At 45.2% G+C, this 21,695-nt stretch carries 19 protein-coding genes; 8 read left to right on the forward strand and 11 right to left on the reverse strand.

What is annotated here, in order from left to right:
* Window positions 1–7: 7 nt before the first annotated feature.
* The gene (locus IM792_RS12565; RefSeq protein ID WP_228085094.1) at window positions 8–2,089 is read right to left on the reverse strand and encodes a prolyl oligopeptidase family serine peptidase; all 2,082 of its coding nucleotides are present in this window, start codon (window positions 2,087–2,089) and stop codon (window positions 8–10) included.
* A gap of 301 nt (window positions 2,090–2,390) precedes the next feature.
* On the opposite strand from IM792_RS12565, the gene ispG reads away from it, so the two are divergent.
* The 4 genes from ispG to IM792_RS12585 all read left to right on the forward strand — a co-directional run bounded on the left by ispG (window position 2,391) and on the right by IM792_RS12585 (window position 6,747).
* The gene (ispG, locus tag IM792_RS12570) at window positions 2,391–4,418 is read left to right on the forward strand and encodes a (E)-4-hydroxy-3-methylbut-2-enyl-diphosphate synthase (protein ID WP_194102222.1); all 2,028 of its coding nucleotides are present in this window, start codon (window positions 2,391–2,393) and stop codon (window positions 4,416–4,418) included.
* Between the two features lie 11 nt (window positions 4,419–4,429).
* A complete protein-coding gene (locus tag IM792_RS12575; protein ID WP_194102223.1) occupies window positions 4,430–5,242 on the forward strand; it encodes a 5'-nucleotidase, lipoprotein e(P4) family in 813 nt (270 codons plus the stop codon).
* A 204-nt stretch (window positions 5,243–5,446) separates the two neighbouring features.
* Complete coding sequence (locus IM792_RS12580; RefSeq protein ID WP_194102224.1) at window positions 5,447–6,313, forward strand: aldose 1-epimerase family protein; 867 nt, start codon at window positions 5,447–5,449, stop codon at window positions 6,311–6,313.
* A gap of 89 nt (window positions 6,314–6,402) precedes the next feature.
* On the forward strand, window positions 6,403–6,747 hold the full coding sequence (locus IM792_RS12585) for a hypothetical protein (protein ID WP_194102225.1): 345 nt from the start codon (window positions 6,403–6,405) through the stop codon (window positions 6,745–6,747).
* 51 nt (window positions 6,748–6,798) lie between these two features.
* On the opposite strand, the gene IM792_RS12590 is transcribed toward IM792_RS12585, so the two are convergent.
* Together IM792_RS12590 and IM792_RS12595 are read right to left on the reverse strand one after the other, a co-directional pair.
* Window positions 6,799–7,560, reverse strand: a complete 762-nt coding sequence (locus IM792_RS12590; protein ID WP_194102226.1) for a PLDc N-terminal domain-containing protein — start codon at window positions 7,558–7,560, stop codon at window positions 6,799–6,801.
* A 69-nt stretch (window positions 7,561–7,629) separates the two neighbouring features.
* Entirely contained in the window at window positions 7,630–10,365 is a 2,736-nt protein-coding gene (locus tag IM792_RS12595) for a DNA gyrase/topoisomerase IV subunit A (RefSeq protein WP_194102227.1), read from the reverse strand.
* Between the two features lie 204 nt (window positions 10,366–10,569).
* Here IM792_RS12595 and IM792_RS12600 point away from each other — a divergent pair, with 204 nt between their 5' ends.
* On the forward strand, window positions 10,570–11,004 hold the full coding sequence (locus tag IM792_RS12600; protein ID WP_194102228.1) for a nuclear transport factor 2 family protein: 435 nt from the start codon (window positions 10,570–10,572) through the stop codon (window positions 11,002–11,004).
* A 66-nt stretch (window positions 11,005–11,070) separates the two neighbouring features.
* Here IM792_RS12600 and IM792_RS12605 read toward each other — a convergent pair whose 3' ends face one another.
* Window positions 11,071–11,577, reverse strand: coding sequence for a YdeI/OmpD-associated family protein (locus tag IM792_RS12605; protein ID WP_194102229.1), 507 nt, complete (start codon window positions 11,575–11,577; stop codon window positions 11,071–11,073).
* A complete protein-coding gene (locus IM792_RS12610; protein ID WP_194102230.1) occupies window positions 11,577–12,056 on the reverse strand; it encodes a GyrI-like domain-containing protein in 480 nt (159 codons plus the stop codon). The genes IM792_RS12605 and IM792_RS12610 overlap by 1 nt, the downstream gene beginning before the upstream one ends.
* Before the next feature lie 218 nt (window positions 12,057–12,274).
* Here IM792_RS12610 and IM792_RS12615 point away from each other — a divergent pair, with 218 nt between their 5' ends.
* Window positions 12,275–12,697 carry a nuclear transport factor 2 family protein gene (locus IM792_RS12615; RefSeq protein WP_194102231.1) on the forward strand — a complete coding sequence of 141 codons (423 nt, stop codon included), beginning with the start codon at window positions 12,275–12,277 and terminating at the stop codon, window positions 12,695–12,697.
* Window positions 12,698–12,778: 81 nt separating this feature from the next.
* Here the strand turns inward: IM792_RS12615 and IM792_RS12620 are convergent, their stop codons facing one another.
* Together IM792_RS12620 and IM792_RS12625 are read right to left on the reverse strand one after the other, a co-directional pair.
* Entirely contained in the window at window positions 12,779–13,438 is a 660-nt protein-coding gene (locus tag IM792_RS12620; protein ID WP_194102232.1) for a GDSL-type esterase/lipase family protein, read from the reverse strand.
* Window positions 13,439–13,441: 3 nt separating this feature from the next.
* On the reverse strand, window positions 13,442–13,930 hold the full coding sequence (locus IM792_RS12625) for a cytidine deaminase (RefSeq protein WP_194102233.1): 489 nt from the start codon (window positions 13,928–13,930) through the stop codon (window positions 13,442–13,444).
* 723 nt (window positions 13,931–14,653) lie between these two features.
* On the opposite strand from IM792_RS12625, the gene IM792_RS12630 reads away from it, so the two are divergent.
* Both IM792_RS12630 and pdeM read left to right on the forward strand, forming a co-directional pair.
* Window positions 14,654–16,390, forward strand: coding sequence for a thiamine pyrophosphate-dependent enzyme (locus IM792_RS12630; RefSeq protein WP_194102234.1), 1,737 nt, complete (start codon window positions 14,654–14,656; stop codon window positions 16,388–16,390).
* A 79-nt stretch (window positions 16,391–16,469) separates the two neighbouring features.
* Window positions 16,470–17,135: a ligase-associated DNA damage response endonuclease PdeM gene (pdeM, locus tag IM792_RS12635; RefSeq protein ID WP_194102235.1), complete on the forward strand. Its 666-nt coding sequence runs from the start codon at window positions 16,470–16,472 to the stop codon at window positions 17,133–17,135.
* A 730-nt stretch (window positions 17,136–17,865) separates the two neighbouring features.
* On the opposite strand, the gene IM792_RS12640 is transcribed toward pdeM, so the two are convergent.
* The 4 genes from IM792_RS12640 to IM792_RS12655 form a co-directional block, all read right to left on the reverse strand.
* Window positions 17,866–18,549, reverse strand: coding sequence for an OmpA family protein (locus IM792_RS12640; protein WP_194102236.1), 684 nt, complete (start codon window positions 18,547–18,549; stop codon window positions 17,866–17,868).
* 225 nt (window positions 18,550–18,774) lie between these two features.
* Entirely contained in the window at window positions 18,775–20,103 is a 1,329-nt protein-coding gene (locus IM792_RS12645; protein ID WP_194102237.1) for a HAMP domain-containing sensor histidine kinase, read from the reverse strand.
* Window positions 20,104–20,114: 11 nt separating this feature from the next.
* Entirely contained in the window at window positions 20,115–20,798 is a 684-nt protein-coding gene (locus tag IM792_RS12650; protein WP_194102238.1) for a response regulator transcription factor, read from the reverse strand.
* Window positions 20,799–20,804: 6 nt separating this feature from the next.
* Window positions 20,805–21,680 carry a hypothetical protein gene (locus IM792_RS12655; RefSeq protein WP_194102239.1) on the reverse strand — a complete coding sequence of 292 codons (876 nt, stop codon included), beginning with the start codon at window positions 21,678–21,680 and terminating at the stop codon, window positions 20,805–20,807.
* Window positions 21,681–21,695: the final 15 nt, after the last annotated feature.

The following is a 21,695-nucleotide window of genomic DNA, read 5'->3' on the forward strand; positions in this document are numbered from 1 at the left end:
CAATGGCTTACCATTTAACACCCATGTTGTAAAACATGAACGACCATTTATCGGCCTGCTCGCTGATAACCTGGGCGGTTGAGCGGCCTGCACCGTGGCCGGCATTGGTTTCAATACGTATCAGTATCGGCGCCTTGCCTTTCTGCATTTCCTGCAAACGCGAGCCAAATTTGAATGAATGCGCAGGTACCACACGGTCGTCATGATCGGCAGTGGTGATCATGGTAGCCGGGTAGCTTGCCGGTATAATGGCATGGTATGGCGAGTATTTGTACAGATACTCAAACATCTCCTTTGAATCTTCGGCCGTGCCATAATCATACGCCCAGCCTGCGCCGGCTGTGAATTTATTGTAGCGCAGCATATCTAACACGCCAACTGCCGGGAAGGCCACCTTACACAGATCAGGGCGCTGGGTAATGGTAGCGCCAATCAGCAAACCACCGTTTGATCCGCCTGAAACTGCCAGGTAATCCTTTGAGGTATACTTGTTGGTGATCAGGTATTCGGCTGCCGCTATAAAATCGTCAAATACATTCTGCTTTTTAAGCTTGGTACCGGCAAGGTGCCATTTTTCGCCATACTCGCCACCACCACGAATGTTGGGTACGGCGTAGATACCACCATGCTCTAACAATACAATATTTGATGTGCTGAAACCCGGTGTCATGCTCGCGTTAAAGCCGCCATAAGCGTAAAGCAACAACGGGTTCTTGCCGTTCATCACGGTACCTTTTTTATAGGTGATAATCATCGGTACCTTGGTGCCATCCTTTGAGTTATAGAATACTTGCTTTGACTCATACAACTCCGGGTTGAACTGTACACCCGATTTTTTATATACTTCGGATTTTCCTGTTGCGATATCGTACTTAAAAATAGTTGGCGGGAATATGTACGAGGTAAAGGTATAGTACAACTCCTTCTCCTCCTTTTTAGCGCCAAAGCCACCTGCCGAACCTACTGATGGCAGTTTGATATCGCGCTCCAGCTTGCCATTCATATCATACTGCTGGATGAATGAGGTAGCATCTTTCAGGTATTCGGCAAAAATCTTTCCGCCGCCGGTAGCCACGTTCAGTACGTTCTCGGTTTGTGGTATCAGATCTTTCCATTGTGATGATTTTGGATTGCTGAAATCAACCGTCACCAAACGATAGTTAGGCGCGTTAAGGTTGGTATGGATGTACAGCTTTTCGCCTACGTTATCAACTATGCTGTTATCGTTATCAAAATTATCAACAATGTTGATGATGGCGCTGCCCGGTTTAGCCAGATCCTGAATATAAAGCTCGTTACCTGATGTAGAGGTTGCGGCACTGATGATCAGGAAGCGCTCATCCTCAGTTAAACCTGCGCCTACATAACGGCGCGGAGTTTTCTCGCCACCAAAAATCAGCTTATCCTCGGTTTGTGGTGTACCCAGTTTATGATAAAACAGTTTGTGGTACTGGGTTAAACCAGCCAGCTGACTACCCTCTTTAGGTTTATCATAACTGCTGTAGTAAAAACCATCGTTACCATGCCATGCAGTGCCTGAAAATTTCACGTCGATCAGCGTATCGCCAACAACACTTTTGTCGTCGGTTTTTATCACGATCACCTTGCGCCAGTCTGACCCACCCTCGGATATCTGGTAAGCGGCCAAGCTGCCATCCTTAGTAAAGCTTATGCCAGCCAGTGAGGTAGTGCCATCCTTTGAGAATTTATTAGGATCAAGGAATATCTCCGGCTGCCCATCCTTGGTTTGGCGCCACAGTACCGATTGGCTTTGCAAACCATCGTTTTTATAATAATAGGTGTATTTGCCCTCCTTAAACGGCGCGCTGTATTTTTCGTAATTCCACAGGGCGGTAAGGCGTTCTTTAATCTTGTCGCGGTAAGGTATTTGCCCTAAATAATTTTGTGTAACCTTGTTTTCTTCCTGCACCCAGGCTTTGGTATCTGCGGCGCGGTCATCTTCAAGCCAGCGGTATGGATCGGGCACAGTGGTACCGAAATAAGCATCGGTTACATTGCCCTTTTTTGTTTGGGGGTAAGGTAATGTTTTAATGTTCATAGTTTGTGCATGCGTGTAACCGTACAGCATTACGGCAACGCCAAGTAGTGAGGTAAATTTCTTCATCGATAATAAATTATGATATGAGGCGAAGCAAGATACAAAAAATATGACAGCCCTTTGTACCCCTCCCTGCCCTCCCCGAGGGTTAGGGGATTGAGAGTCTTTGTCATTTCTCCTTCGTCGAAATGACATCATCGAATTAATAAACCCTTACAGCAATGACGCAAATACTAAATCAATCATAACCACTAAATTATCTCACCTATATTTTTTGCCATGCCTATAGCGTTACATTTTCGTACTTTTGTTTAAATATATTTCTGATAGCATGAATGCTGATGCCGTTAAGCTGCTGCAAGGCCGCTACTGTAATTCGTTAACTGAATACTCGCGCTTTGTTACCCGTGAAGTTAAGATAGGTGATATACCGATGGGCGGCAATAACCCCATCCGCATACAAAGCATGACCACTACCGACACTATGGACACCATAGGCACGGTAGAGCAATCCATCCGCATGATAGAGGCCGGTTGCGAATACATACGTGTTACCGCCCCCAGCATTAAGGAAGCCCAAAACCTGGCCGAAATAAAAAAGCAACTGCGCATGCGTGGCTACAATGCCCCGCTGGTTGCTGATATACATTTTACCCCCAACGCTGCCGAGGTAGCCGCACGTATTGTTGAAAAGGTACGTGTTAACCCCGGTAATTATGCCGATAAAAAACGTTTTGACCAGATAGATTATACCGATGCCGAATACCAGGGCGAACTGGAGCGTATCTACCAAAAATTCGCGCCGCTGGTAAATATATGCAAGGAGTATGGCACGGCTATGCGCATTGGTACCAACCATGGTTCGCTGTCTGACAGGATCATGAGCCGTTATGGCGATACGCCACAGGGCATGGTGGAATCGGCTATGGAATTTATCCGTATTTGTGAACTGCTGGATTACCGTAATCTGGTGGTTTCCATGAAATCGAGCAATCCGCAGGTAATGGTGCAAGCCTACCGTTTGTTGGTTGAAACCATGGTAGCCGAGGGCATGAACTACCCGCTGCACCTTGGTGTTACCGAGGCAGGCGACGGTGAAGATGGCCGTATTAAATCTGCCGTAGGCATAGGCACTTTGTTAGAGGACGGCCTGGGCGATACCGTACGCGTATCCCTCACCGAAGAACCCGAAGCCGAAGCACCGGTAGCTATAGCGCTGGTGGAGCGGTACAGTAAGAGGAAGTCCGAAAGTATTAAGACCATAGACCATAGACCATGGACCATGGACGCGAAGCACTCTCCCTACGAATACAAGCGCCGCGAAACCCACGAAGCCAACGCCTTTATTGGCGGGCACATGGTGCCGAGGGTGGTGGTAGATCTGTCGGCTGCTAATTTGAAAGATCCATCAATACTGAATGATGCAGGGTACCTGTACTCACCTATCCTGGATAAATATAACATGGCCGAGCAGTCGGTTGATTTTGTTTATTTGGGCGATAATCTGCCATCGTTCACCTTTCCGGGGAACCTGAAACAGTTATACAATTACAAAACATGGTTAGGTTTAACCAATAAGTTTTTATGCCACCCGGTGTTTACACTGGCTGAATATATGGATGCCTCGGCCGACCGTTCATCGCCATTAAACTTAGTGCGTGTTGCTGCCGATGATCTGGACGATCAGGACTTCGCCAATATCCCTAACGATGGATCATTAGTGTTCGTTTTAGAAACCGACAAAGCCCACGGCATGGCCGATCAGCGTACCTTCTTTTTTAAGCTGATGGAACTTGGGCTGAATACGCCGGTGATAGTTAAGCGTAAGTATGACCTTGTAGACCATAGTCCATCGACCATGGACCATGGACTATCGACTATGTACCATGATGGACTAACACTCCTTCAACTTTACGCCGCTACGGATATGGGGGCTTTGCTGGTTGATGGTTTTGGGGATGGTATATGGATTGATGCGCCGGGATTACCTGTGCAGGCTATTACCTCTACATCATTTGGCATATTGCAGGCTACACGCTCGCGTATCTCAAAAACGGAATATATATCGTGCCCAAGCTGCGGGCGCACGTTGTTCGATCTGATGATCACCACGCAGATGATCCGCAGCCGTACCAGTCACCTCAAGGGATTGAAGATCGGCATTATGGGTTGCATTGTTAACGGCCCCGGCGAAATGGCTGATGCCGACTACGGCTACGTAGGCTCGGGCACCGACCGTATTACCCTATACCGCGGCAAGGAAGTGGTTAAAAAGAATGTAACATCCGAAAACGCTTTAGACGAGTTAATCAACATCATTCGTGAAGATGGCAACTGGATTGAACCGGGGGAGAATTAAGTATCTGTTTAATGATTAAAAAAATAAAACTACCGCTTATTGTAGCGCTATGCACTTTTTTGTGCGCTTGTTCTGTATACCGCCAAACGGTGCAAACCCGCTCGGTAGCCAATAATGGCAAAGCCTGGGCATCGGCATGGCAGCAAAGGGCGGCCGAATATAAGGCACTGTGCTTTCAGGCTTATAACAGCGCACATTTGCATTTAGATCAGGCTATAAAGATACCAAGCACCAAGCCGCTGGCTATTGTTACCGATATTGATGAAACAGTGTTGGATAATAGTCCGTACGATGCGCAGCGCGCCCTCAACAATTTAGAGTACGATACCAAAACATGGAAGGAATGGACAGCCAAAGCCATTGCCGATACTGTTGCCGGTGCGCCATCATTTTTTAAATACGCGGCATCAAAGGGCATTACCATATTTTATATTACTAATCGCGATGAGGATGAGCGTGCCGCCACGCTGAAAAACCTGCAACGCTATGGTTTGCCCAATGCCGATAACGCGCATTTACTGCTGCGCACAACATCATCAAGCAAAGAGAGCCGCCGCCAGCAGGTGTTAAAAACGCACAATATCATTTTGCTTTGCGGCGATAACCTGCCCGATTTTGATGCCCTATACGACAATAAACCCACCGAGCAAAACCGTGACAAAGCAACCCGAAAACTGACCAATCAGTTCGGCACTAAATATATTGTATTGCCCAACCCATCATACGGCGATTGGGAAGGCGCTCTATACAAATTCAACTACAAACTCACCCCGGCAGAGAAAGATTCTGTGATACGCTCTGTAACTAAAGTAAGCGGGGAATAGTTGTTGGGGAGCGGTTAATAGTGAGCAGTGAGTTGTGAATGGGGAGTTTTGGTTAGAGGTTAGTGGTTGGAGATTGGTGGTTAGTAACTCCTGATTAGAATTTAGATTTTAGTATTTAGAACTTAGGTTTTAAGATCTTAGAATTTAAAACTCAGATCTTAGAATTTAGAAAAAACATATATCATCAGCTAAAGTTATCCTTACATGACAACCATTGAGAACGACCATTTAAAAGTATCTATCCGCACTAAGGGCGCCGAGCTTACCTCGGTATACAACAAAAAAACAGGCGTTGAACAACTTTGGCAGGCCGATGAGTCGGTATGGCCCTGGCATGCGCCTAACCTGTTCCCTATTGTGGGCGCGGTGTTAAATAATGAGCTATTGGTTGATGGCGAAAAGTATACCCTGCCCCGTCATGGTTTTGCCCGCCACAGCGAGTTTGTATTGATTGACGAAAGTGAGGTTCACGCCACCTTTTCGCTACCCAACAGCGCCGAAACGTTAAAGGTATATCCTTATAAATTTGATTTCCAGATAATTTATACCCTGATTGATAACGCCGTACGTATTACTTACAAGGTGATCAATCATGATGATCGTACCATATATTTTTCGGTGGGCGGTCACCCGGCATTTAACGTGCCTTTTAACGAGGGCGAGAACTACGAGGATTATTACCTGGAGTTTGAAACCGAGGAAGAACTGAACCGCTATGTACTATCGGACGGTGGATACCTTACCGGCCAAACCGAACCGGTAGCGCTTGACGGTAAAAAACTACATCTTACTAAAGAGTTGTTTAACCGCGACGCGCTGGTATTCAAAAACATCAAATCGAAATTATTAGTTATAAAAAGCGACAAGCACGATCAATCGTTAACGGTTGAATATCCGCACTTTGACCACCTGGGTATTTGGGCTAAACCGGGCGCTCCGTTTGTTTGCATTGAGCCCTGGCTGGGTTATACCGATACTGATGGCCGCCTGAACGATATCAGCGAAAAGGAAGCCATCCATTCGCTTAAACATGGCCACACTTTTGAAGCAGCATGGTTTATCAGCATCTAATTTATTGAATGTTAAATAATTGCAAATTCTTAAAACTTTTCGCGGCATTTTAAGATTATCAGTGTAAATCTTACAATAATTTGAACGATATGAAAAGGAAAATTTATCTACTTGCAACTACCATGATGCTTACTTTAGCCGCGTTCACCAGCAATGCCGCTACCTACAACGACGACAAGAACGACGGCGTTAATAAAGAGGCCATTGCCAACATGAGCGAAGAACAAAAGCAAGCACGTGTTGAAGAAATAAAACTACGCGTTGCCGAGATCAAAGCGATGGACAAATCGGAAATGAACAAGGCTGAGCGTAAAGAATTAAAGAACGAGCTGAAAGGCTTAAAGAAAGAAGCACAAGCCATGGGTGGTGGCGGCATCTACCTTTCAGTAGGCGCTATCATTATCATCATCCTGGTACTGATCCTGATCCTGTAATCGGGCATAAAAAATATTATGGAGAAAGCGGCGCATTTTGCGCCGCTTTTTTTATGCTATCTTTTTTGAATGCAACTTTTTAAGTTCAGCACCAGCATAGTTAAACCATTTGCGGTTGCTTTTGCGCTCAACAGGTGTAAGGTGTTGCTGTTCTTCCAACATATCGGCCAGTATGTCGGCAGCATCGGCAGAGCGATCATTGCGTGAAAGGAACAGCGCGTATTCATAACGCTGCTCAAAGTACGAGTAGCGGCCTTTCATCAGCTTAAATTCAGTTTCGGCTTGCGCTATATTACCGGTTTTCTCAAGGGCTATGGCATACAATATATGCGAGCGCGAGCGGATGAACTGCGGCAGTTTGTATATCTTTTTTGCTGTCGCGATGGCATCATCATAGCGTTCGCTTTGGGTGTAGGCTACAATAAGTTGTTGCAAAACGTGTTCGTTTTCTTCAAAAGCGCCGGTTAAGCTGGCCTCGTAAAGCTCGATGGCCTGTTGAGTAAAACCACCTTGCAGGTAAGCGTCGGCCAGTTTTATACGGTTGGCAAAGGTATCGCTAAAGCGCAACTGCTCCTCCAGGCGCTTGTATTTTACACCGGGATTAAGCATGGCCTTTACATCAATATTGGGTTGGCGCATTCTTCGGCCCGATATAACTTCGGAATACAGATAGGCAATGCAACCGATAACCGGCAGCACAATTATTACCCAAAGCCATTTTTGCTGATGGCCGTTACGGATGCAATGGATGGCACAAATGCCCTGTAAAATAAACGGAATGTAATACAGATAGCTATTGTCAGCAAAAAACATATAAGCGGGAATCAGTTATATTATGATAAAGCACTAAGTACCACCAAATATAACTAATTCCCGGTATGTTTAAAACAAGCCTAATTGCCCGCCTTTATCGTCAATATCGATATCATCCGGATTGGTGATCTCGAGGTCGATCTTCTTCGCCGGTTTTTCTTCGGCAACTTCGTTAACAGGGGCATCGGCAGCCGGAGGCGCGTCAACAGTGGTTTTATCTTCCGGTGTCTGGATGATCTCGGTAGCCTCAACACTATCAGGTGCCGGGTCGGGTACATCGGCGGCATCATCATGCTCGGCAATCAGCTCAACCGTTTGCACCACATGGGCCGACAGGCGGTTACCCATCGCTTTCATACCTTTAACATCAATCAGGTCGGCCAGGTTAAGTTCGGCGGCTTCGGCTACCTGGGCTTTGCCCTTTAACTGATCAACCTTAACCATTACCTGTGCAGCGCCCGATATAATAACCAGTTTTGAACCACCTTCGTCACTTATAATACTGATTTGCTTGCCTATAGCGATATTCTCAAACACAAAGCGCTTAACCATGTAGTTTTTGGCCTTGCCCTCAAAATGCACCACGGTATAAACCTTTTCAGGATCGTATTTTTCGATGACGATCATCTTATCATCGAAGTGATTATTAAGGTCGAAGCTAGTTAACTCGTACACACCGTTGCTGAGTACGGTAAGTATACGGTCGTCGCCATCAAACTCACCCAGGTACTTGCCACGGCCATCGGCGTTGAGGCGTTTAAGCACATCATCATACCATATTTTACGGCCGGCAAGCGTGCTCACCCCTTTGCTTTTCAGCAACGTTTTCTTAACCGGATACTTGGTAACAATATTACCCATTGAGCCACGTCCCTTGATGCCTATCTCCGCAAAATCCAGATCGAACTGTAGTTTTTTGAGCTTAGAGTGCGGTTTTAGCTGTATGTTCACCACCTCGGCCTCGCCGTTAGGGTTGGCGCTAAAGTATAAGGTTTTTGAGCCTTTGGTACCCTTGGTCAAATCGTACTCCTTATCGCGGGTGATGCCTGTTACCGCGAAACGCTTAACATAGCTTACACCGCTTTCGCCATCCTTGTATATCATGTTGTAGATAGTGCGCTCGTCGTTCTTTTTAAACACGGCCACATGGATGATATCCTTACCTACAAAAACCTTATCCTGTATCCTGACCACGCTAAAGCGGCCATCGCCACGGAAAACAATGATATCGTCAATGTCCGAACATTCGCCTACCAACTCAACATTCTCATCACGCTTTAATCCGGAGCCTACAAAGCCATCCGCTCTGTTTACGTACAACTTAACGTTGGCCAGGGCTACCTGCGCGGCCTCAACCTTATCAAAGGTGCGCAGCTCGGTTTTACGGCCACGATCCTTACCATATTTATCCTTAAGTTTTTCGAACCAGGCAATAGCATAATCATTAAGATGTTTAAGGTGATGCTTTACCTCTTTTATCTCATCTTGCAGGTTCTTGATTTGCTCGTCCGTTTTCTTAACATCAAAACGGGTGATGCTGCTCATCGGTTTATCGATCAGCTTTTTATAATCCTCCGGCAATATCTCACGATAAAATTGCGGGAAGAACGGCTCGAACAAGCGGTTTAATACGCCTACTACTTCCTCAAAATTGGTTGAGCTTTCGTAGTCGGCATGCTTGTACATGCCCTCCTGTATGAATATTTTGAGCAGCGAGCTGAAGAATATCTTTTCCATCAGCTCCTTAAGCCTGATCTCGAGTTCCTGCTTTAGCAGATCCTTGGTGGTTTCGGTACACTCCACCAGCATATCATTCACGCTTACAAAGCGCGGCTTATCATCCTGAATTACACAGGTGTTAGGCGATATGGAAACTTCGCAATCCGTAAAGGCGTACAGTGCATCGATAGTAACATCAGGAGATATACCCGGCGCCAGGTGGATAATGATCTCCACATCCCTGGCCGTGTTATCCTCTATCTTCTTGATCTTGATCTTGCCCTTATCATTGGCTGATATTACACTGTCTATCAACCCGCCCGTTGTGGTGCTGAAAGGAATCTCGGTAATGGCCAGTGTTTTTTTATCGCGCTCAACAATTTTGGCCCGTACCCTAACACGACCACCACGCTGCCCTTCGTTATAGTTAGAGCAATCGGCCATACCGCCTGTTGTAAAATCGGGCAGCAGGTTAGGGCGGGTGCCGCGCAATACGCCTATCGAGGCATCAAGCAGCTCTACAAAGTTGTGTGGTAAAATTTTGGTAGCCAAACCTACGGCAATACCCTCGGCACCCTGCGCCAACAGCAACGGGAACTTTACGGGCAGTGTTAGCGGCTCCTTGTTTCTACCATCATAACTGGCCTGCCATGCGGTAGTATCGGGGTTAAAAACAACCTCGTTAGCGAACTTTGACAAACGCGCCTCAATATAACGCGGTGCCGCTGCCGAGTCGCCGGTTACCGGGTCGCCCCAGTTACCCTGGGTATCTATAAGCAGGTTTTTTTGGCCTATCTGCACCATGGCATCACCAATGGAGGCATCACCGTGCGGGTGGTACTTCATGGTATGTCCAATAACGTTGGCGGCCTTGTTAAAGCGGCCGTCGTCCATTTCTTTTAGCGAGTGAAGTATACGGCGCTGCACCGGTTTTAAACCATCATTAATGTGCGGCACGGCACGGTCAAGTATTACGTATGATGCGTAATCCAGAAACCAGTTTTCGTACAAACCATCAAGTGAGGTAACATTGTGCAGTATTTCTTCGCCGTTAGTTGGTATATCGTTAGTCAGATCGTCACTCATTATTAGCAATAAAAAATATGGATTGGGTAAAGATAAGGCATCTCAGGCTATTATCTAAGTCAACTTATACACATGTTAACCTAACTTTTTCGTGATCAGCACTTTTCTGAAAAATTTTATGCCTTGTTTGTAACCTCTTTGATTTTCGCAGTGTCTTATTAATACAATCAACAATAAAATAATTAACCCCTTTACTACCGTGTCATGAAAAATTTAAAAGTACTGTTAACCATGCTGCTGATAGTAGCTGGTAGCCTGGCTAAAGCCAACAACAACGATGATGATTACAAACTAACAAAGGCCTATGCCTCTAACATATATATAGAGGCGGTAACGCTTGGCAAACTTGAAGGCTTTGAGAGCATTTTAGATAAGGATGCCAAGTTTTGTATACTGATGGGCAACAACAAGCGTGTAGCCACCTACAGCAAAGCCGAAATGCTTGAGTACATGCAGGCCAACTTAAAAGGATTAAAGCAACTGTGCACTACCAGCAGCGCGGTTGTTGAGGAGAACGGACAAATGTCTGTACTCAAGGTAGAAATGAAGTATGGTGACTTTACACGCACCAACTACGTGACCTTTGCCGACACCGGCAAGGGCTGGAAAATTACTAATGTTTGCTCGGTATATAAGTAAGCGTTGGTGTATAACAATTGTGTTTAAAGGGTCCCGATTTGGCTTTCAGGGACCCTTTTTATTTTTTTACTCCTTGCGGGATGCACGGATCATTTGCCCGTAATCCCAGCGGTTTACCAGGGCATTCACCGTTAGGGCGATACGTTTATCGCGGGTGGGCTGGGTTTTGGCGCTATCTATCCACTTAATAAAATAGCCCCGGTGCGATGGTGAAAGGCTGTAGAAGTATTCGCCGGCTTCGGGCTCGTACTCCAGGCATTCGGTGAGGTCGTCGGGCACCTCTATCTTATAATCTTTATCATGCTCCAATTGTACCCGCAGCATAGCCCCTCCACCCTTACGTATGCCTTTACGCATCTGCGCATTTATGGGCAATATAAAATTACCCTCGCCGGCGGGTAACAAAGCCACGCCCGCGATGGCCAAACCATCCAACATACCCCTCACACGGTAACTTTGCTTTTGGCCGGGTTTCATTTCTTCGGCCAGGTGGGCGGGTATTTCAATATAGGTCCAGCCGGTTTTATCGGCGTTCTCGGCAAATTGTAATATAATGGTGTCAAACGTTATCATTAAGCTTTGGGCTTTATGGGTATCCATATATCTTCTTCGGATGCCGGGTCATTATTCCTGTACTTCTCTCCCAATACCTCAAAATGCGGGCGATCATCGAGCACATAATCAGAAGCGGGCAACCACTCCGAAAATATGTAGTTAAATATCCGTGTATCCGCGCTCGAACCTGTATAGTGAAACACGGCATACATTCCACCCGGTAAATGGAATGCCTCCATACCATCGGGCACGGCCGCATCATCCTCCACTTCAACTAAAGCCCATTTTTCAAACTCCGCTTCGGCATCAAACCTTTTAAAATATCCGGAAGGGTAAACTTGTAATGAATACCTATCTGTTGATAAAGCGCCCGCGATCTCATTTCGCTTCGGCATAAAACTTCGCCATAATAAGCCTGTACGGTTGTTGGTCATGCTTGTAATTACACGCATCCCGATCATTTTTTTAGAAGAAATATTTAAAATAACAGGGGGCATTAATGTTAGTATTTGCAATGACACAGGCACTTTGGTTGTAATTCGGTTAAAGTTAATATGCTTTTAAACGCTATAAACAGGCTATTTGAGGGCATTTGTTAAATATATGTTAAAAGTGAATATGATGATAAGATTACTGTAACGTTTGCTATAGTGCCGCTGTCTTATAGATATAAAACAAAAACATAATTTATACAAACCTTTAAAAAAACAATATCATGAAAACCTTAAAATCAATCTTATTAGGCTTAGCATTATTAGTAACCGCCAACTTTGTTAAAGCCGACGACATTGCCAAATTAACAAAAGATTATGCTGTAAACACATATATTGAAGCTATTGCTCACGGTAAACTTGATGGCTTTGCCCAGGTGCTTGACAATAGCGCAAAATTCAGCATGATGCGCGGTAACAAAACCCTGAACTTCAGCAAAAATGAAATTCTGGAATCGTTAAAATCAACCAAGAACACCGAGCAGGAATGTAAAGTAAGCACATCAACAGTTGAAAGCAACGGCGAAGTAGCCATTGTAAAAGTTGACCTGGTGTATGACGGCTTTACCCGCAGCAACCTGGTAACTATTAACAACACCGGCAACGGCTGGAAAATTACCAGCGTACACTCTACCTTTAAATCGTAATTAGTTTTAGTTTATTCTTTCTTTAAGCAAAAAGCCCGGCCAATATTGGCCGGGCTTTTTGCTTTTTCATCTGCCTGAATACTACTTCACGTATTTTTTCAACACCTTCTCCCATTTGTCATACCCCTTGCTGTTAAGGTGCAGGTAATCGCCCTTGAACAGGCTTGAATCGGGTCGCATAGTTTTTTTGTTGAGGATGGGCGTGGCTACGTCAATGTATTTGGTTTTGGGCTTGCTATCCGCATAAGCCTTGATCAGGTTGTTAGCCAGTATCACCTCATTCAAAAACTTATCGCGGCTTGGGCTTGGTTTTATCGACAGGAAGTAGATCTCGGCATTGGGCAATTTGGCGTGGATCATCTCCCAAAGTTTTTCAAAGCTGCCTGCCACATTTTGCGCGGTACGGCTTGCGGCTATATCATTCTCGCCCGCATATATAAATACTTTTTTAGGCTGATACGGGAACAACACATAAGGCGTATAATATTCCACCCACTGCCAAAGCTCGGAGCCACCAAGACCGCGTTTTATTACGGGTTTTCCCTCAAAACGCTTTTCCAGATCATCCCACAAACGGATGGACGAACTACCAACGAACAATATACCACCCGGCGCCGGCATCTTTAAACTATCCTGATGCTTGAACGCCCGCACCTCGCCATCAAACGGAAAACCTTTTTGGGCGCTGGCATTAATGGTTATAAAGGCAAATATCGCCGCTAAAAATATCCTGATACTCATAAATTAATGTGTTAAACGGTCTTCAAAAAACAGGAATGGCAAAAAGCTTTGCACCCCTTCAACCACCCAAACCGGGCCGCTTATACAATATAACAGCACGCGCAGGGGGCTGTTTTGCTTTTTTTCGCATTCGGCCATTACCTGTAGGCAGGCCCCGCATGATGTTATGGGTTTCAGCAAATCGAAATCGTTTGTTTGAGCGGTAACCGCCATCGTGATCACCGCATCATCTGCATGGTTGGCACCCCAGTTAAACAAGGCCACTCGCTCAGCACATAAGCCTGATGGGTAGGCCACATTTTCCTGGTTACTGGCACGCAACACTTTACCGCTTTTTAGCTGTAAGGCCGCCCCAACCTTAAAGTGCGAGTATGGCGAATGCGAAGTATCCAAAGCTTTTACCGCCTCCAGGCAAAGCGCTTTATCGGCTTCGGGCAATTCATCAACAGAAGTATATTCTTTAAAGGTTATATTGATTTGTTTATCGGTCATTATTTAGGTGCCCTTATGTTTAAGGGGGATACAATATAAGGGTTTAGGTTACAAAAAGCAACTTTACTTATAAGATTATCAGTTTGTAAACTTCTTTCTGCTGCTAATGGACTTTTAACTTCATCAATAAAAAGCGTCGGCCTGCCGGAAAACCGGGCCAGGGAGTATGGCCTTGTGGGTGGAAGGTTTTTTCCGGCTTGATGTTTGGTTACTTTGCATCTAAGGTAAAGTAACTGGCCTCTGCGGCCAAGAGCAGACTGACGGCAATTAAAGCATAAACCCTTAAATCAAGGCACTTCACTTAAATCGCTTCATTACCTGTCCTCAATTTCTTTTGAGCGACCAAAAGAAACAAACCTTAGCGATAGCGATCTCATGAGCACCAATAAAAAACAAACAACAGCGAATAACTCGCCGGCTACGCCCTGCCCGGTGAAAGTTTGTGCTTTGGCAAGGCTTGTGCTACTCCGGGCATTTCTGATGCCGGTTATAGAGGTTATTTAGGGTTTGTGCTTCTGTTTGTTTAGTATTATTTCATGTCATTTCGAGCGTTAGCGAGAAATCTGTACGCGTTCATAGTAAAGCGACATATTCAAAATCATACTATTCAAAATCCCCTCCCCCTCGGGGAGGGTTAGGGAGGGGTAGTTATTCACATTTTTTAAAACTCATATATACCCCGTTGGTTGCTATGTAAGTGTTTAAACATAAACAATTATCAATATGGCAAAAACAGTGGCCGACCAATTGGTTGAAATGCTGATAAATGCGGGCATAAAACGCATATACGCCGTTACCGGCGATAGTTTGAATGAGGTTAATGATTCCGTGCGCCGATCGGGTAAGATACAGTGGGTACACGTACGCCACGAGGAAGCAGGCGCCTATGCCGCCGCTGCCGAAGCCGAACTGACCGGCATTGCCTGTTGCGCAGGCAGTAGCGGCCCGGGGCATGTGCACCTCATTAACGGACTTTATGATGCCCACCGTTCGGGCGCGTCGGTTATTGCCATTGCATCAACCATACCTACTACCGAGTTTGGAACCGAGTACTTCCAAGAAACCAGCACGCTGAAATTATTTGCCGATTGCAGTCATTATAACCAGATAGCCACTACGCCTAAACAGTTGCCACGCATGTTACAAGGCGCTATACAGGCCGCGCTGCACAAAAAGGGTGTGGCTGTTTTAGGCTTACCCGGCGATATTACCGGTTTAGATGCTGAGGAGATCACCACCGCTACGCAAAACTTTAACCCGGTGCCGGTTATCAAACCATCGGATGCTGATTTGGGTAAACTGGCAGCGGCTTTGGGTCAGCATAAAAAAATCACCATATTTTGCGGCATAGGTGCTGCCGACGCCCACGATGAAGTAGTAGCCCTATCGCAAAAGCTGAACGCTACGGTAGCCTACTCGTTCAGGGCCAAAATGGATATACAGCACCATAACCCTAACGAGGTGGGCATGACCGGATTATTAGGCATTCCATCGGCCTACCATAGTATGCACCATTCTGATCTGATCATGCTGCTGGGTACTGATTTCCCTTATGCTAACTTTATGCCTACCGATTGCACTATTGTACAGGTAGATACCAGGCCGGAGCGGATCGGTCGCCGTGCCAATGTTGATATTGGTTTATGCGGATCGGTAAAGGATACCCTGCAAGCCCTGCTGCCATTAGTTTCACAAAGCACCGAGGATAAATTTTTACGCGAGCAGCTGGACTTTTACGCTGAGGTAAAAAAGAAGATGCACACTTACGTGGAAGATACCGGCGATACCGACAAGATACACCCCGAATATGTATCGCACTGTATTGATGAACTGGCTAATGATGATACTGTTTTTACGGTTGATACCGGCATGTCATGCGTATGGGGCGCACGGTATATCAATGCTACGGGTAAGCGCAAAATGCTGGGCTCGTTCAATCATGGTTCTATGGCTAATGCCATGCCACAGGCTATTGGAGCGGCATTGGCATTTCCGGGCAGGCAGGTGGTGGCACTGTGTGGCGATGGCGGCCTATCGATGCTATTAGGTGATCTGGCGACTATCACCCAATATAAATTACCTGTAAAGATCATCGTATTCAATAATCGATCGTTAGGTATGGTGAAGCTGGAAATGGAGGTAGCCGGCTTGCCCGACTGGCAAACCGATATGCACAACCCCGATTTTATGCTGGTAGCGCAAGCCATGGGTATGCAGGGCTATACCGTTAACGAGCCATCGGGTGTTAAGGCTGCCATTAAAGCCGCCTTTGAACACGATGGTCCGGCACTGATCAACGTAATGACCGACCCGAACGCGCTGGCCATGCCACCACAAATTGAGTTTAAGCAGGTAAAAGGCATGGCTCTATCCATGACCAAAATGATACTGAACGGCCGTATGGATGAGGTACTTGATACCGTAAAAGCCAACTACAAACACATTAAGGATATCCTGTAAAAACAACCATATAAAAGCGAAAGCCGGGCGTTTGATCCGGCTTTTTGCTTTTCAGTATTTGCGTATCTTTGCACCTGATATGACGATTTGTGCGGGACTGCCTTTTAACCTTTTAGGCGAAGATCTGATATTACTTCCTCAGCGTGCCATATACTGGCAACAGCAAAAAACCCTGATAGCTGCCGATGTTCATTTGGGCAAGGTGGGTCATTTTCGTAAGGCGGGTATTGCCGTTCCGCGAGATATGGAGCAGGATGATCTGGCGATATTATCAGATTTGATAGAAGAATACCGCCCCGAAAAGATCATGTTTTTAGGCGACCTTTTTCACAGCGACATGAATGCTGATTGGGATTGGTTTGCCATGTGGAGGCATCGTCATGCCAAAATTGAGATGATACTCATCCGCGGCAACCACGATATTATTCACGACAGGCATTACACCGAACTGAATGTTGCCCTGCATGATGAATTGCAGGTTGGCCCTTTCCTGATGCTGCATCATCCGCTTACCGCAAAGCAAATGGAACAAGCTACAGCTTATGCCTTTTGCGGGCACATACACCCGGGCGTATCACTAAGCGGCCGTGGTCGTCAGCATATCACCCTGCCCTGCTTCGCGTTTGGCGCCAAACAAGGCATACTACCCTCATTCGGTAGATTTACCGGCCGGGTAGCCATTCGCAACCAAAAAACGGATAGGATATTTGGGGTATTGAAGGATAAGGTGATCGCGATAGCGTAATATACTTGAGTTCATTTTTTAATCAATGTCATTTCGAGCGATAGCGAGAAATCTGCACACGTTCATATTCGAGCGACAGATTTCTCCTCGTACAACCCTTCCTAAATCCTCCCACAAGGGGAGGACTTTTAATATAATTATGTTATTCAAAAAAAAGCGCGGTGGCCTGGCAGAAAACCGGGCCAGGAGTGTGGCCTGTGGGTGGAAGGTTTTTTCTGCCTTGATGTTTGGTTACTTTGCATCTAAGGTAAAGTAACTGGCCTCTGCGGCCAAGAGCAGACTAACGACAGTTAAAGCACATCATTTGAAATAAGTACAAATGCTCAATAAAGCAAAGTTCATTACCTGTCCTAAATTTCTTTTGAGCGATCAAAAGAAACAAAAATCGCCGGCTACGCCCTGCCCGGTGAAAGTTTGTGCTTAGGCAAGGCTTGTGCTACTCCGGGCATTTCTGATGCCGGTAGGGTATGTTATTTATGGGTTGTGCATTCATAGATTTTTGGCATTTCGAGCGATCGCGAGAAATCTGCACACGTTTATAGCAAAGCGACAGATTTCTCCTCGTACCTCGTTCGAAATGACATGAATAATAAAGTCAAATATGTTAACTTTTCATCCCCTCCCCCTCGGGGAGGGTTAGGGTGGGGTCTTTGGGGTACAACAAACCCCTGCCTTATCAGGGCAGGGGTTCAATCAATCTATTTACTATTATCTTATTTATGCTTGCAGCTTAATTGCTGGCTTGTTGCTTAGCTTCGTTTTTCATGGCATCGTTAGCAACAATTACTATCTCTACACGGCGGTTTTGAGCACGACCATCGGCTGTTGAGTTTGACGCGATAGGCTCGTTTTTGCCTTTACCGGTAGTGCTTAAACGCGACCCGGTAACACCGTTATCAACCAAATAGCTTTTTACTGATGATGCACGGCGTTCAGACAGCGTTTGGTTATAGCTTGCTGTACCGGTGCTATCGGTATGGCCTATGATAGAGATATTGGTTTGCGGATTATTTTTAAGCGATGTAGCTAAATTCTCCAGGTTAGTACGGGCGGCTGTTTTCAGATCGGTTTTATCAACATCGAACAATATACCTGAGTCGAACTTAACAATGATACCCTCGCCCTCGCGGGTTACGGTTGCGCCAGGTACGGTTTGTTTTATCTCGGCTGCCTGGCGGTCCATTTTACGACCGATAAAAGCACCGGCAGTACCACCTACAGCGCCGCCAATTACGGCACCCAAAGCAGTGTTACCTGCTGCCTTACCTATAAAAGCACCTATAGTACCACCAGCCCCTGCACCTATAGCTGCACCTTTTTGGGTTTTGGTTAGCGAATCGCAACCCGATGCTATGATGCCTATGGTAGCTACAGCAATACTTAACTTAGCTATTCTTAATTTTAACGTTTTCATTTTTCGTTGTATATGTATGATCTTGGTTAATGCTGATATGACAAAGGCAGTGCCAAAAAGGTTTAATAATATTTACTGCGATTATTGCATCGCAATGAATACCTGAACTATAATTTTTTAATATTTAGGAAAAGAAAATAAGGTTATAGCATTCTACGCTTATGCCATTATTACACCTATGCACAGTTTTTAGTACAACCTGACATTCTGAACCTGACAGGTCGCTTAATTTTTCAATGCCGACAGCGGGATGATCAGGCTGAAAGTACTGCCTTTTTCCTTCTCGGATACTACCTCTATCTCTATCTGATGAAAATCGGCAATGGATTTTACTATCGGCAAGCCCAAACCAAAGCTATCCTGCTGCAATGCGCGTTTCAATTTTTTAAAGCGATTAAAAATATACGGCAACTCCTCTGCCGAAATACCTATGCCCGTATCGGCAATATTTAATACCAGGTTGGCGGCATTTTTTCGTACGCTGATGTTGATACTGCCGCCCTCGTGGTTATATTTTATGGCGTTGTTGATGAGGTTAAACAGCAGGTTAAAAAGCAAAAACTTATTCACCTTTTGCAGCACTACATCGGTAGGCACATCAATATTGCACGTTATCTCCTTTTGTTCAAGGCGGATGGATATTTCGTCCTGCACATCATGCAGCATTTGGTTCAGGTTTACCTCATCCTCCTTGATGAATTGCTCATTCTCAATTTGCGATATTAGTAACAGTGTTTTGGTAATGCTTTTTAACCGGTTAAGTATACGCTGCATTTCAAGCAAACGCACCTTCAGGTCGTCGGCAATATCCTCCTCTACAAACATGTTCTCAATTTTTGTTTGCAGAATGGATATCGGCGTCATCAACTCGTGCGAGGCATTGGAAATAAACTCCCGTTCCTTTTGAAACTTGTCGGTTATAGTTTCCATCATGCGGTGTATGCTGATGTCGAGATACTGGAAATCTGTTGTTCTGGTGCGCACCTTTCTGTAACTATCAATATAAGGGAACCGACTACTATTAAGCCTCGTTTTAATGATCTGCCTCAACGGTCGCAATACATAGTTTGAGTAAAGCTGATCGGCCAGGATGGTTAGCAATATCATACACACCAGCACCAAAAAGGCAATTTTTTGCAGCGGCCCACTGGTATCATCAAGGGTTGATACACTTTTGCCCACCTCCAGCAAATAGTTCTTTTTATTTACCTTGAAGGTATGGCTCAATATGCGGTATTCAATGGTATCACCCTCTACAATACGGCGTTCGTTCAATATGGTATCCAGCTTTTCGCGGGCATCCACTTCATCAAGGCTAATGTATTCCTCCTTTAATAATGTATAACTGCCATAGCTTTCACCATCAGTTATGTAATTGCCAATGCCAAGAGTTTTAACAATCTGTAATACCTTCTCTTTTTGGGCAATGAGCTTACCATCGGTATAGCTCAGGTTTATTTGGGTGATGAGCAGGGGTAGCAACAACACAAAAAGCACCACAATTACCAGTTTTGAGATGGTATTGAACAGGGTGAGTTTTGTATTAAGCTTCAAATATTTACCGTTTAACTGTTTATAACAATTTTATAGCCCAGTCCGCGCACGGTTTCTAACCAGTTAGGGGCGGCATAGGCATTCAGTTTTTTACGTATGTTTTTGATGTGGGCATCAATATAGTTCGAGTCGTAATCATCATTAACCACGCTGCCCCAAATATGTTCGCTTAGCTGGGTGCGGGTTAGGGTGCGGTTTTTATGCAGCAGCATGTAGGCTATCAGGTCAAACTCCTTTTTGGTGATGGCGCTAACCACATCACCCTCATGGCTGATAGTGCGTTCGGTAAGGTTGATCAAAAAATCGCCCAGTGTTACTGTATTTTGCTTAAGGCCGAACTTGCGGCGGGTAATGGCCTGCATACGGCTTTGCAACTCGAGCAACGAGAATGGTTTAGGCACATAATCATCAGCACCCAAATCGAGGCCTGTTATACGGTCGTTCACCTCGGCACGGGCGGTAAGGATAATACAAGCCGCTTCGGGATTACTTGCTTTGGCTTCCTTTAACAGATCCAATCCCTCATAATCAGGCAAACCAAGATCGATCAGTATAAAATCGTACAGGTTTACCGATATTTTTTCGGACGCGGTACGACCATTATAGGCTACTTCGCAAACGTAGTTGTTGTTGGTCAGAAAAATATCTACTTCCCGGGCCAGTGAGCGTTCATCCTCTATAATGAGTACATTCATCGGTTTTTAATAGAACAGGTAATAAAACGTTAAATTAAAAAAAGATGCGTGCCTGTTTTGCAATGCGTTTTCAACATTTACAGGTATAGAGTAGCGGTAGGCTGCCTCAAGTGTATAATGCGGGGTATTATAAGCCACCGGCACTTTCAGGTAATAATTTAACGCGGTAAAGCGCCCGTTGTTACGACTAAGCATAGCCGAGCTGAATATCTTATCGCGATTGTGCAGGTAGAATCTGTCCTCCGAGTATTTCTTAACAAAGTTTTGCGTACCAATGATCATGTTTATTGATGGATTAAAAGTCAAATAATCCTCATCAGTAAAAATGCTCCAGTTGGGTTCAAAGTTTTTTGACTGGCTAATGGTCAGGAAAAAATCGTTGGATTTACCGAACAAAAAATCGGCTGTAACGCTCGATTTCATGATATTCCAATCGTAGGAGTTCTTGAAATTAATATCGTTTGTTGATGCTGATTTGATGATGCGCGCATCATTATTAAATATAAAGCGGGTATAGCTGATGTTGCTTGAGTACTTTTTGTTTTTTGATTTAAAGTAATAACCCGCGCCCAGGTCAACCTCGTCAAAAACAGGATCGTAACCTAAAACCTTAAGCGCCGAACCATAAACAAAAAAGCCCGACTTATCATTGTAAACCACATCGGTAGCTACATAGGGGTACTTTACCGGCCCTACCCTGCCAAAAAAAATGGCATCGTTACCGTAATTTATACCTACCGATACCGAACGTTTGCGCACCTGCACACTGTCGCTATCGGCCACGGCGGTTTTGGCGGCGGTTAAAAAATAACGCGGCTCGGTAGCGGCGGCATCAGCCACAGCATACAAAAACGAAAAAATAAATAAGCCTAAATATTTCATTTACCGTGTTACTAC

It is taken from the genome of Mucilaginibacter sp. JRF (assembly GCF_015223065.1).
In the GTDB taxonomy this organism is placed as follows: domain Bacteria; phylum Bacteroidota; class Bacteroidia; order Sphingobacteriales; family Sphingobacteriaceae; genus Mucilaginibacter.

Coding starts and splice junctions, on each gene's coding strand:
- IM792_RS12600 (WP_194102228.1), top strand. CDS start 10,570: ATGAAAAATTTAAAAGTACTGTTAACCATGCTGCTGATAGTAGCTGGT.
- ispG (WP_194102222.1), top strand. CDS start 2,391: ATGAATGCTGATGCCGTTAAGCTGCTGCAAGGCCGCTACTGTAATTCG.
- IM792_RS12655 (WP_194102239.1), bottom strand. CDS start 21,680: ATGAAATATTTAGGCTTATTTATTTTTTCGTTTTTGTATGCTGTGGCT.
- IM792_RS12630 (WP_194102234.1), top strand. CDS start 14,654: ATGGCAAAAACAGTGGCCGACCAATTGGTTGAAATGCTGATAAATGCG.
- IM792_RS12590 (WP_194102226.1), bottom strand. CDS start 7,560: ATGTTTTTTGCTGACAATAGCTATCTGTATTACATTCCGTTTATTTTA.
- IM792_RS12610 (WP_194102230.1), bottom strand. CDS start 12,056: ATGCCCCCTGTTATTTTAAATATTTCTTCTAAAAAAATGATCGGGATG.
- IM792_RS12565 (WP_228085094.1), bottom strand. CDS start 2,089: ATGCTGTACGGTTACACGCATGCACAAACTATGAACATTAAAACATTA.
- IM792_RS12605 (WP_194102229.1), bottom strand. CDS start 11,577: ATGATAACGTTTGACACCATTATATTACAATTTGCCGAGAACGCCGAT.
- IM792_RS12595 (WP_194102227.1), bottom strand. CDS start 10,365: ATGAGTGACGATCTGACTAACGATATACCAACTAACGGCGAAGAAATA.
- IM792_RS12650 (WP_194102238.1), bottom strand. CDS start 20,798: ATGAATGTACTCATTATAGAGGATGAACGCTCACTGGCCCGGGAAGTA.
- IM792_RS12625 (WP_194102233.1), bottom strand. CDS start 13,930: ATGACCGATAAACAAATCAATATAACCTTTAAAGAATATACTTCTGTT.
- pdeM (WP_194102235.1), top strand. CDS start 16,470: ATGACGATTTGTGCGGGACTGCCTTTTAACCTTTTAGGCGAAGATCTG.
- IM792_RS12585 (WP_194102225.1), top strand. CDS start 6,403: ATGAAAAGGAAAATTTATCTACTTGCAACTACCATGATGCTTACTTTA.
- IM792_RS12615 (WP_194102231.1), top strand. CDS start 12,275: ATGAAAACCTTAAAATCAATCTTATTAGGCTTAGCATTATTAGTAACC.
- IM792_RS12620 (WP_194102232.1), bottom strand. CDS start 13,438: ATGAGTATCAGGATATTTTTAGCGGCGATATTTGCCTTTATAACCATT.
- IM792_RS12640 (WP_194102236.1), bottom strand. CDS start 18,549: ATGAAAACGTTAAAATTAAGAATAGCTAAGTTAAGTATTGCTGTAGCT.
- IM792_RS12575 (WP_194102223.1), top strand. CDS start 4,430: ATGATTAAAAAAATAAAACTACCGCTTATTGTAGCGCTATGCACTTTT.
- IM792_RS12580 (WP_194102224.1), top strand. CDS start 5,447: ATGACAACCATTGAGAACGACCATTTAAAAGTATCTATCCGCACTAAG.